The organism is Azorhizobium sp. AG788 (genome assembly GCF_943371865.1).
Lineage (GTDB): Bacteria > Pseudomonadota > Alphaproteobacteria > Rhizobiales > Xanthobacteraceae > Azorhizobium.
The window spans coordinates 1-13443 of sequence record NZ_CALRWL010000063.1 but is presented as its reverse complement, the minus strand read 5'-3'; the positions used below and the strand labels follow the sequence as shown (position 1 = coordinate 13443).

At 67.4% G+C, this 13443-nt stretch carries 17 protein-coding genes; 13 read left to right on the top strand and 4 right to left on the bottom strand.

Features of this window, described 5'->3' with window-relative positions; translation table 11 throughout:
• Nucleotides 1–11 precede the first annotated feature (11 nt).
• Nucleotides 12–191 (bottom strand): hypothetical protein, encoded by a 180-nt coding sequence (locus AAG816_RS24775; RefSeq protein ID WP_341992381.1) that lies wholly within the window; start codon nt 189–191, stop codon nt 12–14.
• Complete coding sequence (obgE, locus tag AAG816_RS24770; RefSeq protein WP_341992380.1) at nt 191–1225, bottom strand: GTPase ObgE; 1035 nt, start codon at nt 1223–1225, stop codon at nt 191–193. The genes AAG816_RS24775 and obgE overlap by 1 nt, the downstream gene beginning before the upstream one ends.
• A 178-nt stretch (nt 1226–1403) precedes the next feature.
• On the opposite strand from obgE, the gene AAG816_RS24765 reads away from it, so the two are divergent.
• The 4 genes from AAG816_RS24765 to AAG816_RS24750 all read left to right on the top strand — a co-directional run bounded on the left by AAG816_RS24765 (nt 1404) and on the right by AAG816_RS24750 (nt 4643).
• Entirely contained in the window at nt 1404–1664 is a 261-nt protein-coding gene (locus AAG816_RS24765) for a BrnT family toxin (protein WP_341992379.1), read from the top strand.
• Nucleotides 1657–2082 carry a BrnA antitoxin family protein gene (locus AAG816_RS24760; protein ID WP_341992378.1) on the top strand — a complete coding sequence of 142 codons (426 nt, stop codon included), beginning with the start codon at nt 1657–1659 and terminating at the stop codon, nt 2080–2082. The genes AAG816_RS24765 and AAG816_RS24760 overlap by 8 nt, the downstream gene beginning before the upstream one ends.
• Before the next feature lie 66 nt (nt 2083–2148).
• Entirely contained in the window at nt 2149–4329 is a 2181-nt protein-coding gene (locus AAG816_RS24755) for a primosomal protein N' (protein WP_341992377.1), read from the top strand.
• Between the two features lie 182 nt (nt 4330–4511).
• Complete coding sequence (locus AAG816_RS24750; protein ID WP_341992376.1) at nt 4512–4643, top strand: hypothetical protein; 132 nt, start codon at nt 4512–4514, stop codon at nt 4641–4643.
• Nucleotides 4644–4683: 40 nt separating this feature from the next.
• Here AAG816_RS24750 and AAG816_RS24745 read toward each other — a convergent pair whose 3' ends face one another.
• Nucleotides 4684–5718, bottom strand: a complete 1035-nt coding sequence (locus AAG816_RS24745) for a c-type cytochrome (protein ID WP_341992375.1) — start codon at nt 5716–5718, stop codon at nt 4684–4686.
• A gap of 170 nt (nt 5719–5888) precedes the next feature.
• Here AAG816_RS24745 and AAG816_RS24740 point away from each other — a divergent pair, with 170 nt between their 5' ends.
• From AAG816_RS24740 to AAG816_RS24715, 6 genes are all read left to right on the top strand, one after another.
• Nucleotides 5889–6515 (top strand): 50S ribosomal protein L25/general stress protein Ctc, encoded by a 627-nt coding sequence (locus tag AAG816_RS24740; protein WP_341992374.1) that lies wholly within the window; start codon nt 5889–5891, stop codon nt 6513–6515.
• 24 nt (nt 6516–6539) lie between these two features.
• Nucleotides 6540–7151, top strand: a complete 612-nt coding sequence (gene pth, locus AAG816_RS24735; protein ID WP_341992373.1) for an aminoacyl-tRNA hydrolase — start codon at nt 6540–6542, stop codon at nt 7149–7151.
• A 323-nt stretch (nt 7152–7474) separates the two neighbouring features.
• Entirely contained in the window at nt 7475–7930 is a 456-nt protein-coding gene (locus AAG816_RS24730; RefSeq protein ID WP_341992372.1) for a PIN domain-containing protein, read from the top strand.
• Between the two features lie 74 nt (nt 7931–8004).
• On the top strand, nt 8005–9102 hold the full coding sequence (gene ychF, locus AAG816_RS24725; RefSeq protein ID WP_341992371.1) for a redox-regulated ATPase YchF: 1098 nt from the start codon (nt 8005–8007) through the stop codon (nt 9100–9102).
• Nucleotides 9103–9219: 117 nt separating this feature from the next.
• Entirely contained in the window at nt 9220–9684 is a 465-nt protein-coding gene (locus tag AAG816_RS24720) for a MaoC family dehydratase (protein ID WP_341992370.1), read from the top strand.
• Entirely contained in the window at nt 9681–10154 is a 474-nt protein-coding gene (locus AAG816_RS24715; protein ID WP_341992369.1) for a MaoC family dehydratase, read from the top strand. Before AAG816_RS24720 ends, AAG816_RS24715 begins: the two co-directional genes overlap by 4 nt.
• 29 nt (nt 10155–10183) lie before the next feature.
• On the opposite strand, the gene AAG816_RS24710 is transcribed toward AAG816_RS24715, so the two are convergent.
• Entirely contained in the window at nt 10184–11170 is a 987-nt protein-coding gene (locus AAG816_RS24710) for an aldo/keto reductase (RefSeq protein ID WP_341992368.1), read from the bottom strand.
• A gap of 110 nt (nt 11171–11280) precedes the next feature.
• Here AAG816_RS24710 and AAG816_RS24705 point away from each other — a divergent pair, with 110 nt between their 5' ends.
• From AAG816_RS24705 to AAG816_RS24695, 3 genes are all read left to right on the top strand, one after another.
• The gene (locus AAG816_RS24705; RefSeq protein ID WP_341992367.1) at nt 11281–11904 is read left to right on the top strand and encodes a TetR/AcrR family transcriptional regulator; all 624 of its coding nucleotides are present in this window, start codon (nt 11281–11283) and stop codon (nt 11902–11904) included.
• A 132-nt stretch (nt 11905–12036) separates the two neighbouring features.
• Nucleotides 12037–12459, top strand: a complete 423-nt coding sequence (ndk, locus tag AAG816_RS24700) for a nucleoside-diphosphate kinase (protein ID WP_341992395.1) — start codon at nt 12037–12039, stop codon at nt 12457–12459.
• A 192-nt stretch (nt 12460–12651) separates the two neighbouring features.
• Complete coding sequence (locus tag AAG816_RS24695) at nt 12652–13350, top strand: TerC family protein (protein WP_341992366.1); 699 nt, start codon at nt 12652–12654, stop codon at nt 13348–13350.
• Nucleotides 13351–13443: the final 93 nt, after the last annotated feature.

Here is a 13443-nt window from a genome sequence, read left to right as displayed (position 1 = left end):
GATTGATGCGCTCAGCGCAGCTTGTCGATGGTGAGCTTGTCGGCCTTGGCCCGGATCTTCACCGATTCTTCGCTGCGGGTGAGCGCATTGGCGATGGCCTTCAGGGACATGCCCTTCTTGGCATAGGTGTGCAGCTTCTGGATCTCTTCATTGGTCCAGGGCTGGCGATGCCGTTCGAATTTCTCTGCCATCAGGGATGCCACGCCGCCTTCGGCGTCGGGGCGGCCTCGGCGGCGCGGCCTTCGTCCACCACCGCCAGCAGCGCCCGCAGCGCCTCCGGCACCCCCTGCCCCGATTGGGCCGAGAGCAGCAGCGGCTTCTTCTTGGCGGCGCGCTGGAGCCGCTCCTTCTGCTGCTTCAGCAGTTCGGGCGAGAGGGCGTCGATCTTGGACAAGGCCACGATCTCCACCCGGTCCTCCAGGCCGCCGCCATAGGCGAGCAGTTCCTGGCGCACGGTCTTATAGGCCTTGCCCGCATGTTCGCAGGTGCCGTCCACCAGATGCAGCAAAGCGCGGCAGCGCTCCACATGGCCCAAAAACCGGTCGCCGAGGCCGGCGCCCTCATGGGCGCCCTCGATCAGGCCGGGAATGTCGGCCAGCACGAATTCGCGCCCGTCCACCCGCACAACGCCGAGGCCGGGATGCAAGGTGGTGAAGGGATAATCGGCGATCTTCGGCTTGGCCGAGGTGGTGGCGGCCAGGAAGGTGCTCTTGCCCGCATTGGGCAGGCCGACGAGGCCGGCGTCCGCGATCAGCTTGAGCCGTAGCCAGATCCACTTTTCCTGGCCTTCCAGGCCCGGATTGGCCCGGCGGGGCGCTTGATTGACCGAGGTCTTGAACTCCGCATTGCCGAAGCCGCCATTGCCGCCTTCCAGCAATTTGATGCGCTGGCCCACTTCGGTCAGGTCGGCGAGCACGGTCTCCTCGTCCTCATCCAGCACCTGGGTGCCGGCGGGGACTTTCAGCACCTTGTCCTCGCCACGGGCGCCGGTGCGGTTGGAGCCCATGCCATGGACGCCGCGCTGGGCCTTGAAATGCTGCTGGTAGCGATAGTCGATGAGCGTGTTGAGGCCGCCCACGCATTCGATCCACACGTCGCCGCCGCGCCCGCCGTTCCCGCCGTCGGGACCGCCGAACTCGATGAATTTTTCGCGCCGGAACGAGACGCAACCCGCCCCTCCGTCGCCGGAGCGCACATAGACCTTGGCCTGATCGAGGAATTTCATGCCGCAGGAGGTAGACGTGGACGTGATGCAAAGCAAGAGTTGCGTTGCAAATGCTCATCTCTTCGGCAGCGCCTGCATCTGCGCCAGGGCACTGCCGCGCGCTCCACGCCAGAGGTAACGAACGAAGCGTGACGAACGCGAGTCTTGCCCGCATCGTGATTATTGGTGTACTTTTATTATGCTCCGCATCCTGTGGGACGAGCCGAAGCGACAGGCCAATATCTTGAAGCATAGCTTGGACTTCGCCGTGCTGACGGAGGACTTCTTCGCCGCCGCAACCGTGGTCCCCGCAAAAGCCGGACGCCTGATGGCCATTGGCGACCTGGATGGCGTCGCGGTGGTGGTGGTCGTGGTGTTCGCGCCGCTCGGATCGCAGGCTTTATCGGTGATCTCGATGCTCCCCGCCGCGCCGAAGGAAAGGAACATGGCCCATGGCTGAGAACAAATGGCCCAGCTTCGTGACCCGGGATCTTGGAGACAGCGCCGAAGACGAGGCGGAGATGCTCCGCCGCTGGGAGGTATATAATCGGGACATGCAGGCCCTGATCGCGGCCGGTGGCGTGCATCAGGACGAGGACGGCTGGTGGGTGGACGATGCCACCGGTGACCTCATCGGCCCCGACCCCGAGGACGAGCGGCCGCGGACGGATGCGGAGCTGGCACAGGCGCGCCCCTTCGGCGAGGCGCTGCCGGAGCTGGCGGACAGCATCAAGCGGGGGCGGGGCCGACCGACGGTGGACAGCCCCAAGCAGGCGGTCACGCTGCGCCTCTCCCCGGACACCGTCGAGCGCTTCCGGAAGACCGGCAAGGACTGGCGGGCGCGCATGAGCAAGGCGCTCGACAAGGCGGTCTCCTGAGGCGGCGGCCGGCCCGCGTCCCGCCCGGCCTTTGACCTTTTCCCCGCCCTGGACCAAAAGAAGAACATGAACCCCGCCATCGTCGACGTCCTGCTGCCGCTCGGCCTCGATGCTCCCTATTCCTATCTGGTGCCGGACGGGCTGGAGCTTCAGCCCGGCGATCTGGTGCAGGTGCCTTTGGGCGCGCGTGGCGTGGTCGGCTGCGTCTGGCCGCGCCGGGAGGACGCCGGCGAGCGGGTGGTGGATACGGCCAAGCTCAAGTCGGTGAAGGCCCGCCTCACCCACAAGGCCCTGCCCCCGGACCTGATCCGCCTGATCGACTGGATGGCCGACTACACGCTGGCGCCGCGCGGCATGGTGCTGCGCATGGCGCTGCGGCATGAGGAAAACCCCGCCCCGCCCCGCGAGCGGGTGGGGGTCCGCGCCACCGGCCGGGTGCCGGAACGGGCCACCGCCGCCCGCAATCGCCTGATGGCGGTGATGGCGGACGGCTTTGTCCGCGCCAAGAATGATGCCGCCCGCGAGGCCGGGGTCTCGCCCTCGGTGGTGGACGGGCTGGTGGATGACGGCGCCCTGGAAACCCTGGTGCTGCCCCCCGCCCCCGCCGCCGAGCGGCCGGACGCCGACCATGCGGTGCCGACCCTCAGCGAGGCCCAGGCGGAAGCCGGCGAAGCCCTGCGGGCGGCGGTGGAGCGGCGCGGCTTCTCGGTGCACCTCTTGGATGGCGTCACTGGCTCGGGCAAGACCGAAGTCTATTTCGAGGCGGTGGCCCAGGCGGTGCGCGAGGGCCGCCAGGCGCTAATCCTGCTGCCGGAAATCGCCCTCACCCAGGTGTTCCTGGATCGCTTCACCAAGCGCTTCGGCGTCGCCCCGGCGGAATGGCATTCCGGCGTCTCCACCCGCAGGCGCGGGCGCATCCTGGAAGGGGTGGCCAGCGGCGCGGTGCAGGTGGTGGCCGGCGCCCGCTCGGCGCTGTTCCTGCCGTTCCAGGATCTGGCGCTCACCATCGTCGATGAGGAGCACGACCCCGCCTATAAGCAGGAAGACGGCGTCGCCTATCATGCCCGCGACATGGCGGTGGTGCGCTCCCGCCTGGTGGGCGCGCCCATCATCCTCGCCTCCGCCACCCCCTCCATCGAGACCGAGGTGAATGCCCGGCGCGGCCGCTACCAGCGCCTCGCTCTGCCGCTGCGGTTCGGCGGCGCCAAGGTGCCCGGCCTCTTGCCCATCGATCTGCGCCGCGACGGCCCGCCGCGCGGGCGCTGGATCGCCCCGCGGCTGGAAGCGGAAATCAACCAGACCCTGGAGGACAAGGGCCAGGCGCTCTTGTTCCTCAACCGCCGCGGCTATGCCCCGCTGACGCTCTGCCGCGCCTGCGGTGTGCGCATCAAATGCCCATCCTGCTCCGCCTGGCTGGTGGAGCATCGCTTCCGGCGCCGCCTCTCCTGCCACCATTGCGGCTATCAGGCCCCGGTGCCGGAGAACTGCCCCGCCTGCGGCGAGAAGGACTCCATGGTGCCCTGCGGCCCCGGCGTGGAGCGGCTGCAGGAGGAAGTGCAGACCCTGTTCCCCAACGCCCGCAGCCTGGTGCTCTCCAGCGATATGGCCGGCGGCATGGAGCGGATGCGGGCGGAACTGGAGGCGGTGGCCAAGGGCGAGGTGGATGTGGTGGTGGGCACCCAGCTCGTCGCCAAGGGCCATAACTTCCCCGGCCTCGCCCTGGTGGGGGTGGTGGATGCGGACGTGGGCCTGGGCCATGGCGACCCCCGCGCCGCCGAGCGCACCTTCCAGCTGGTGCATCAGGTGGCCGGGCGGGCCGGGCGCGGCGCCACCGAGGGGCGCGGCTTCATCCAGACCCACATGCCCGAGCATCCGGTGATGCAGGCCTTGGTGAAGGGCGACCGGGCCGCCTTCTATGAAACCGAGATCGCCGCCCGCGAGGAGGCCGTGCTGCCGCCGTTCGGCCGCCTGGCCAGCCTCGTCATCTCCGCCACCGAAGGCCCGGTGGCCGAGGGCCATGCCCGGCGGCTGGCCGCCAGCGCGCCCCGGGCGGAGGGGGTGCGGGTGCTGGGGCCGGCGGAGGCGCCCTTGGCGGTGCTGCGCGGACGCCATCGCTGGCGCCTGCTGGTGCGGGCGCCGCGCGGCTTCGATCTGTCGTCTTATCTGCGGGCGTGGCGGGCGGTGGCGCCCCGGCCCACCGGCAATACCAAGGTGGCCATCGACGTGGACCCCATGAGCTTTTTGTGATGCGACGCCACAGGCGCGGTTTCGTCGTGACACACGGTGTCGCAACGGCGGAAGTCCGTGGTCATCGCCATGGACGCGGGCGATGCGACCGGGATGGGGACGCCTCTGCCGCTGCGAGAGAGCTTCCCTCGGACGGCGTGGCGCATTAGCGTCCGCCGAACGGATCCGGGAAGAGGTATGTGATGCGAATGGTTCTGCGACTGGCCGTGGTGGCTGCCCTCGGCCTTGCGGTCTCCGGCTGCGACAGGTGCGGCGACTTCTTCTGGCAGAAGACCGGCAACAAGGTCTGCTCCGCCGAGCCCAAGCCCAACTGAGCCGATCCGGCCCGCACGGGTGCGGGCCGGACGACCCATCTCAGCGGTCGTTGGGATTGGGCACGGCGCCCCGCTCCGCCTTGATCTTGGCCAGTTCCGCCCGGATGGGGGCGTATGGCCCGTACTTGTGCTGGGCCGCCGAAAAGCCGTCGGCGAACGGCCCATAGGCGGTATCCACCGGCTTCGCCAGCAGGTCCGGAAAATCCTTGTCGAGCCCCGCCCGGGCCGGCCGCGGCTGCGAGAGCACGTAAGCGGCCACGTCCCAGGCATTCTCCACCGCGACCTGCGGCGCCACCCAGCTGGTGCCGTTGGGCATGTTATTGTGGACGAAATTCGCCTGGGTGATCAGCCGCGCCATGCCGGCGCCGTCGTTGAAGCTGTCCGGCCCCCACAGGGGCGGCACGCTATAGCCGAAGCTGGCGTCCACCGGATTATGGCGAACCCCGAGCCCATCGCGCCGATGGCATTCGGCGCAGACCTGGGCAAACACCGCCTCCCCCTTCACCGGATCGGCGGCCCGCGCCAGCTCGGGCATGGCACCGGCCCCGCCGCCGGCCAGCTTGGCATCCGCTGGAATATGCTCCGCCAGCACGCTCAAATAGGCAACCAGCGCCTGCATCGGCCGGGCGTCCGCCGGCATGGGGCGGCCATTCATGCTGCGGGTCATGCAGGCATTGAGCCGGTCGGGCAAGGTGGCCTCAGCGCCGGTGCGCGTGCTGTAGCCGGGATAATCGGCGGACGCCGCCGCCAGCGGCAGGCCGAACTTCTTGAGGCCGGCATTCAGGTGGCAATCGGCGCAGGCCATGTTGTTGCCGGCAAAGCGCTGGGCGGGATCGGCCACCGCCGGCCCGATATGGGCGGAGGTCTGCTCCAGGACCGAGCGGCCATAGCGCACCAGGCGGCCATAGTCATTGTCCGGCAGGCGATCCACGTCCGGCACGTTCCAGACCACCACCGGACGGGGCGGCGTGACCGTAGGCGCCTGGGCCCGGCCGGCGCCCGGCATCGCAACCGCCAGCAGCACCCCCGCCGCGGCGATCTGGAAAAATCGCTGTACCCCCCGCCCAACGCGCATGTCAGTCCCCCGATTCCGCATGTTCATTGCCTTTGCAGGCCATTGCCGCTATAAGCCCGCGTTCTCGTCAGGCATGCGCCCCCCTGGAGGCGTGCCGGACGGGAATGCCATGACGGCCGCGTGAGCGGCCGTTGGTTGTTTAGACCCAGACCAAAGCTAGGACGAGTGCCATGACTGCCATCAAAGAATTGAAGGCTGTGGCGCGCCCGCGGGCCGGCAAGGGGGCCGCCCGTGAAGAGCGCCGCGCTGGACGCGTGCCCGCCGTGATTTACGGCGAAAAGAAAGAGCCGGTGACCATCTCCTTGAACCACAAGGACATCACCCGCATCATCTACGCTGGCCACTTCCTGACCACCCTGTTCGAAATCGACGTGGATGGCACGAAGCACCGCGTGATCCCCCGCGATTACCAGCTGGATCCGGTGAAGGACCTGCCGCTGCATGTGGACTTCCTTCGGGTGTCCCAGGGCGCGCGCATCACCGTGGAAGTGCCCGTGCACTTCGTGAACCAGGATGCCGCCCCCGGCATCAAGGGTGGCGGAACGCTCAACATCGTCGCCCATGCGGTGGAGCTGGACTGCCCGGCCGAATCCATTCCCGGCCACATCGAGGCGGACCTGACCGGCTTTGAGATCGGCGACAGCCTGCATCTCTCGGCCATCAAGCTGCCCGAAGGCGTGACCTCGGCCATGTCCGGCGATGACACGCTGGCCACCGTCGTGGCCCCGTCGGGTCTTGCGGATGCCGCAGCCGACGACGCGGCCGCCGCGGCCGCCGCCACGCCCGGCAAGGCCTGACGACCGTTCGAGCCGGAGAGCGCCATGTTCCTGTTCGCAGGCCTGGGCAATCCCGGCTCGAAATATGCCGGCAACCGGCATAATATCGGCTTCATGGCGGTGGACGCGATCGTCCGCCGCCATCGTCTTTCCCCCTGGCGCCGGCGCTTCCAGGGCGCGGTGAGCGAAGGCGAGATCGGCGGCGAAAAGGTGCTGGCCCTGCTGCCGGAAACCTTCATGAACGAGAGCGGCCGCGCGGTCGCCGAAGCCGCCCGCTTCTATAAAATCCCCCTGGAACGCATCATCGTCTTCCACGACGAGCTGGACCTGCCGCCCGCGAAGATCCGCGTGAAGAAGGGCGGCGGCAATGCCGGCCACAACGGCTTGCGCTCCATCACCGCCCAATGCGGCAATGATTATTGGCGGGTGCGCCTGGGCATCGGTCATCCGGGTGACAAGAGCCTGGTCCACGGTTACGTGCTGAACGACTTCGGCAAGGCCGAGCAGGAGTGGGTGGAGGCGGTCTGCACCGCCTGTGCGGACTTCACCGACCTCCTCACCGCCGGCAAGCCGGAAGAGTTTCAGAACCGGGCGCATCTGTTCATGGACGCGCAAGGCTTCTCCGACCCCAAGCCGCTGGGCGGCGCCCGGGCCTGAGGCCGCAAACGCGCCCCCTTGCGCCAGCGCGGCCTTGACCGCCGCCCCCAAACGCCCAAGCTGATCGCACCCGCGTAGCCGTACGTCCCTTCCGTCGCCCGAGGCGTCCATGAAGAACGTGACCATTACGCTCCCCGACGATCTCGCCGCCCGCCTGCGCCTGGCCGCCGCGCGGGAGGGCACCAGCCTGTCGAAATTCATCGCCGCCCACCTCAGCCGTGCGCTGGGTGGCCACGCGGACCCCTTGAGCCCCTTCGATCGCTGGCTTGCCGCGCCCGGCTGGGATGCGGACGGCGCGCCCGCGCCCCAACGGGAGGACGTCCATGACCGTACGGTGCTTCGTGGATACGAACGTCCTGATCTGCCTGCACGACCGGAGCCAGGCCCGCCTGCGGGCGCTGACGCGCCATAGCCTGCGCTCCATCCGCCGCAATGGCGAACTGGTGGTCAGCGCCCAGGTGATGCAAGAATTCTACGCCCTGGCCGCACGGCGATTTCCGTTCGCCTCCCGCGATGTGATACGGGACTTCCTGCGCGACCTGCTGCCTGCCTGCCATACCGGGACGTCCTCGGAGCTGATGGGCGAGGCCTGGCGCATCGAGGACCGTTTCAAGTTCGACTGGTGGGAGTGTCTGATGGTGGCCTCGGCGGTGACGGCACAATGCCGCCTGCTGGTGAGCGACGCCATCGAAGACGGCCTGGAGGTCGAGCGCACCCTGATCGTCAACCCGTTCAAGACGGATATCGAAACCGTCTTTGCCACCCTGAAAGATCGATAGGGCCTATCGATCCCGAACATGGCCCCGGATCCCAGCATCCGGGCCGTCTTAGAGCGAAAGAAAGAACGCGTAGCATGGGCTTCAAATGCGGCATCGTCGGCCTGCCCAACGTCGGCAAGTCCACCCTCTTCAATGCCCTCACCCAGACCGCCGCGGCCCAGGCCGCCAACTATCCCTTCTGCACCATCGAGCCCAACGTGGGTGAAGTGGCGGTGCCGGATGCGCGCCTGGATACCCTGGCGTCCATCGCCGGCTCCGGCCAGATCATCCCCACCCGCCTGACCTTCGTGGACATCGCCGGCCTGGTGCGCGGCGCCTCCAAGGGCGAGGGCCTGGGCAACCAATTCCTGGCCAACATCCGCGAGTGCGACGCCATCGCCCATGTGGTGCGCTGCTTCGAGGATGGCGATGTCACCCATGTGGAGGGCAAGATCTCCCCGGTGGACGACATCGAGATCATCGAGACCGAGCTGATGCTGGCCGATCTCGACAGCCTGGAAAAGCGCGCCGCCGCCATGGAGAAGAAGGCCAAGGGCGCCGACAAGGATGCCAAGGAGACCCTGGAGCTCATGCTCCGCGCTCTGGTGCTGCTGCGCGAGGGCAAGCCCGCCCGCCTCACCGAGGTGAAGCCCGATGAAGAGCGCGCCTTCGGCCTGCTCGGCCTGATGACCGCCAAGCCGGTGCTCTACGTCTGCAATGTGGAAGAGGCTTCCGCCAAGGAGGGCAATGCGCTCTCGGCCCAGGTGTTCGCCCGCGCCAAGGAAGAAGGCGCCAAGGCGGTGGTGGTGTCGGCCAAGATCGAGAGCGAGATCGCCGTGCTGCCCCTGGAAGACCAGCGCGACTATCTGGATGCCATCGACCTGGAAGAGCCCGGCCTCAACCGCGTGATCCGCGCCGGCTACGAACTTCTGGATCTGGCGACCTATTTCACCGTCGGCCCCAAGGAAGCCCGTGCCTGGACCATCACCAAGGGCACCAAGGCCCCGGCGGCGGCGGGCGTGATCCATTCGGACTTCGAGAAGGGCTTCATCCGCTCGGAGACCATCGCTTATGCGGATTACGTCCAGTACAAGGGCGAATCGGGCGCCCGCGATGCCGGACGCCTGCGCCTGGAAGGCAAGGAATATGTGGTGCAGGACGGCGACGTGCTGCATTTCCGCTTCGCCAATTGAGGCGCACAGCCCTGCCGGATAGGCCTCCCGGCGGCGAAACGGCCGCCGGAGCGCATCGGGTGGGTTGACCTGCGCGCCGACAACGCCTGAGATCCCCCCACACGCCGGGAGCAAAGCATGCCGGAACTCTTCTGGGAGGATTTCGTGGAAGGCGACGTGAAAACGTTCGGCTCCCACACGGTGACGGAAGCGGAGATCATAGACTTCGCGCGCCAGTTCGACCCGCAGCCCATGCATCTGGACCACGCCGCCGGCGCAGCTTCCATGCTGGGCGGGCTGGCGGCCTCCGGCTGGCATTCCTGCGCCATCATGATGCGCCTGATCTGCGACGGCTTTTTGCTGCGCGCCGCCGGCATGGGATCACCCGGCGTCACCGAGACAAGGTGGCGCGAGCCGGTGCACCCCGGCGACGTGGTCACGCTGCGCCGCACCATCCTGGAAAGCCGCACCTCCAAGAGCCGCCCGGAAATGGGCCTGGTGACCTTCCGCTTCGAACTTTTGAAGACCGGCGGGACCGTGGCGGTGGATCAGGTGGTGGTGGTCATGTTCGGGCGACGCAATCCGGGGGCGCGATTGGCATGAGATATTTCGAGGATACGGAGATCGGGTCGCGCCAGATTCTGGGCACCCATGTCTTCACCCGCGAGGAAATCATCAGCTTCGCGCAACAGTTCGATCCGCAGCCCTTCCATGTGGACGACGCGGCCGCCCGCCGCAGCCAGTTCGGGGCGCTGTGCGCCTCCGGCTGGCACACCGCCGCCATGTGGATGAAGTGCTTTGTCGCCCACCAGACCAACAGCATCGCGGAGGCGAAAGCCCGCGGCGAGGTGGTGGTCGGCGCCGGCCCCTCGCCGGGCTTCAAGAATTTGCATTGGCTGAAGCCGGTCTATGTGGGCGACACCATCACCTTCGCCACCGAGGTGAAGGACAAGCAGGCCACCCGCAGCCGGCCGCAATGGGGCCTGCTCACCGCTTACAACACCGGCGTGAACCAGCATGGCGACCTGGTGCTGGACTTCGAGAGCACCGTGTTCCTGCAACGCCGCCCGTGAGCGGCGCTGCAGGCTGAGGCGAGCCGCCGTCAGATGTTGAGGTTGGCCATCACCGGCTCGGGATAGCGGGTGCCGGCCACGGCGGAGGGCGGGAACAGCGCATCCAGTTCCGCCAGTTCGGCGGCGCTGAGACGGATCGCCACCGCCGCTGCGTTCTCCTGCACATATTTGATCCGCCGGGTGCCAGGGATCGGGATCACGCCCGGCTGCTTGTTCAGCAGCCAGGCGAGCGCGATCTGCGCTGCCGTCACGTTGCGCGCGGCAGCGAAGGCGGCCAGCGCGTCGGCGAGGCGACGGTTCTGGGTGAAGGCCTCGCCCTGGAAGCGGGGGTTGTTGCGGCGGAAATCGTCCGTGGCCAGATCGTCGACACTGGTCACGGCGCCGGTGAGGAAGGCACGGCCCAGCGGGCTATAGGCCACGAACGACGCCCCCAGTTCGCCACAGACCGCAAGCATTTCCGCCTCGGGATCGCGGGTCCAGAGCGAATATTCGGTCTGCACCGCCGCAATGGGATGCACCGCCGCCGCCCGCCGCAAGGTGGCGACCGAGCATTCCGACAGGCCGAGGAAGCGCACCTTGCCCGCCTCCACCAGCCGGCTCATGGCCCCCACCGTGTCCTCGATGGGAGTCTTGGGATCCACGCGATGCTGGTAATAGAGGTCGATGGTCTCGATCCCGAGCCGCTTCAGGCTGGCATCGCAGGCGGTGCGCACGTATTCGGGGCTGCCGTTGATGCCCAGGCGCTCGCCATTGGGGCCACGGACATTGCCGAACTTGGTGGCCAGAACCACCCGATCGCGCTTGCCTTTCAGGAAGCGCCCAAGCAGGGTTTCATTGTGGCCCGTGCCATACATGTCGGCGGTGTCGAACAAGGTGATGCCGGCGGCCAGGGCCGCCTCCAGCGTCTCCAGCGATTGGGCGTCATCGCTGGCGCCATAGAATTCGGACATGCCCATGCAGCCGAGGCCGATGGCGGACACGGAAAGGCCAGTGCGACCGAGCGGACGGTGGTCCATGGTGCGCCTCATATGTGGGGAGGTGGAATGCGGGGATGTATGATTGGGACCGGTGGCGGGACGCTCCCGATCCATATAAAAAGTAAACTTGATCGTTTACTTTGTCAAGCATGACCCCGCTGAAGCTCGACAAGCGCGGCAGCGCCGCTCGCATCCGCGCAGCTGCCCGCACCCTGTTCTTGGAGCGCGGCTACGGCGCCACCAGCATGGATGCGGTGGCCGCGGCCGCCCCGGTGTCCAAGCGCACACTCTATCAATACTACCCCGGCAAGGCGGACCTGTTCGCGGCGGTGATCGCCGAGGTGTGGTCATTCTTCACCGAGGCCCCGTTGTTGCCCGACACCGCGCAGGGCGACCCGCGCCCGGTGCTGCGGGCCTATGTGGACCGGCTGATCGCCCATTGGGAGCAGCCGGAGGTGATCGGCCTCCTCAGCCTCATCATCGCCGAGGCGCCGCGGTTTCCCGAACTGTCTCCGGCCTATTTCCAGGCGGGCAAGCTCCAGGTCACCAGCCGGCTCGCCGCCTATTTCGCTCTGCTCCAGCAGGCCGGGCATATCGCCGACGATGCGGATCCGGCGTTAGTGGCAGCCCAGTTCCTCGGCGCCATCAAGGAGCCGCTGTTCTGGCCGCGCGTACTGGGCGGCAGCATCGGCTTTGCGGTGGAGGCGGTGGTGGAGCGGGCGCTGGCCGGCGTTCTCGGCCCGGCCCCGAACGCCAGGGCCGATCAGGTGTAGGCACGCCGAAACGCACGCCATTTGCGCCCATATGGGCCCCTTCCCTTGCCGCAGGCCGGCTTCGCTGCTAATAGCCCGGCACCGCGCGTGATCGCGGCTCCCGCTCAGCTTCCAATAGACAGGACGATCATCATGGCGATCGAGCGCACTTTCTCGATCATCAAGCCCGACGCAACGCGTCGGAACCTCACCGGGGCCATCAATGCGGTCATCGAGACGGCCGGTCTGCGCATCGTTGCGCAGAAGCGGATCCTGCTCACCAAGGAGCAGGCCGAGGCCTTCTATTCCGTGCACCGCGCGCGCCCCTTCTTCAATGACCTCGTGTCCTTCATGACCACCGGCCCCGTCGTGGTGCAGGTGCTGGAAGGCGAAGGCGCGGTCCTTAAGTATCGCGACGTGATGGGCGCCACCAATCCGGCCAATGCGGCCGACGGCACCATCCGCAAGCTGTTCGCCGAATCCATCGAAGCCAATTCGGTGCACGGTTCGGACAGCGCCGAGAATGCGGCGATCGAGATCGCCCAGTTCTTCGCGCAGAACGAAATCGTCGGCTGATTACGACGGAGCGCGGCGGATATTTCCGCCGCGCTCACCGTTCGACCTATGCGGGCGCCGCTCCCTGCGCCATGGACAGGCTTGGCTTCAATGTCGCCGGCCTGTGGGTTCCTGAGCCTGCCGCAGTGCGAGAAACCTCCCGGACCTCGGCATCATCCGTCCCAAGGCCCGCCGTTTGAGGGAAGGCCCCATATGACGATCAACTCGCCCGAGTTCTGGATCGCCTTCGTCGAGATCATCTGGATCAACGTGCTGTTGTCTGGCGACAATGCGGTCGTCATTGCCATGGCTTGCCGGTCCTTGCCGGATCGGACGCGGAAATGGGGCATCATTCTTGGCTCCGCCGTTGCGGTGGGCCTGCGCATCATCTTCACCGGGATCGTCGCCACCCTGCTGGCGCTGCCGTGGCTCAAGGTGGTTGGGGCGCTTGCGCTTTTCTATATCGCCATCGACCTTGCATTGCCCAAGGAAGACGGCGACGCCGTCAAGGCCAGCGACAGCCTGTGGCGCGCGGTGGGGACCGTGGCGCTGGCGGACGTATTCATGAGCCTCGACAATGTGGTTGCCGTTGCGGCAGTCGCCCATGGCGACCTTCTGCTGCTGGCGTTGGGCCTCACCATTTCCATCCCGCTGATCGTGGCCGGCTCCTCTGTTGTGATGGCCCTGCTGGATCGCTTCCCCATCCTGGTCTGGGTGGGTGCCGCACTGCTCGGGTGGGTGGCAGGGGATATGCTGCTCAGCGACACCGCCGTCACCAGCCGCATCGGCGGCGTCGAGGTCGCGCAGCAATGGGCGCACATCACGGCCGCGGCCGGTGCCGCCTTCGTGGTGAGCGTTGCCTGGATCTGGGCACGCCTGCGCGCCCGCAGCCATGGGGGCACTGCCGCCTAGTGGATCAACCGAAATGGATGGTCCCGATCCGTTTCGAAAAGTTGACCCACCAGATCAAAGAGTTGTGGTTCGACCGCGACAGATGGGTTCCAT

Coding starts and splice junctions, on each gene's coding strand:
- AAG816_RS24775 (WP_341992381.1), bottom strand. CDS start 191: ATGGCAGAGAAATTCGAACGGCATCGCCAGCCCTGGACCAATGAAGAG.
- obgE (WP_341992380.1), bottom strand. CDS start 1,225: ATGAAATTCCTCGATCAGGCCAAGGTCTATGTGCGCTCCGGCGACGGA.
- AAG816_RS24765 (WP_341992379.1), top strand. CDS start 1,404: ATGCTCCGCATCCTGTGGGACGAGCCGAAGCGACAGGCCAATATCTTG.
- AAG816_RS24760 (WP_341992378.1), top strand. CDS start 1,657: ATGGCTGAGAACAAATGGCCCAGCTTCGTGACCCGGGATCTTGGAGAC.
- AAG816_RS24755 (WP_341992377.1), top strand. CDS start 2,149: ATGAACCCCGCCATCGTCGACGTCCTGCTGCCGCTCGGCCTCGATGCT.
- AAG816_RS24750 (WP_341992376.1), top strand. CDS start 4,512: ATGCGAATGGTTCTGCGACTGGCCGTGGTGGCTGCCCTCGGCCTTGCG.
- AAG816_RS24745 (WP_341992375.1), bottom strand. CDS start 5,718: ATGCGCGTTGGGCGGGGGGTACAGCGATTTTTCCAGATCGCCGCGGCG.
- AAG816_RS24740 (WP_341992374.1), top strand. CDS start 5,889: ATGACTGCCATCAAAGAATTGAAGGCTGTGGCGCGCCCGCGGGCCGGC.
- pth (WP_341992373.1), top strand. CDS start 6,540: ATGTTCCTGTTCGCAGGCCTGGGCAATCCCGGCTCGAAATATGCCGGC.
- AAG816_RS24730 (WP_341992372.1), top strand. CDS start 7,475: ATGACCGTACGGTGCTTCGTGGATACGAACGTCCTGATCTGCCTGCAC.
- ychF (WP_341992371.1), top strand. CDS start 8,005: ATGGGCTTCAAATGCGGCATCGTCGGCCTGCCCAACGTCGGCAAGTCC.
- AAG816_RS24720 (WP_341992370.1), top strand. CDS start 9,220: ATGCCGGAACTCTTCTGGGAGGATTTCGTGGAAGGCGACGTGAAAACG.
- AAG816_RS24715 (WP_341992369.1), top strand. CDS start 9,681: ATGAGATATTTCGAGGATACGGAGATCGGGTCGCGCCAGATTCTGGGC.
- AAG816_RS24710 (WP_341992368.1), bottom strand. CDS start 11,170: ATGGACCACCGTCCGCTCGGTCGCACTGGCCTTTCCGTGTCCGCCATC.
- AAG816_RS24705 (WP_341992367.1), top strand. CDS start 11,281: ATGACCCCGCTGAAGCTCGACAAGCGCGGCAGCGCCGCTCGCATCCGC.
- ndk (WP_341992395.1), top strand. CDS start 12,037: ATGGCGATCGAGCGCACTTTCTCGATCATCAAGCCCGACGCAACGCGT.
- AAG816_RS24695 (WP_341992366.1), top strand. CDS start 12,652: ATGACGATCAACTCGCCCGAGTTCTGGATCGCCTTCGTCGAGATCATC.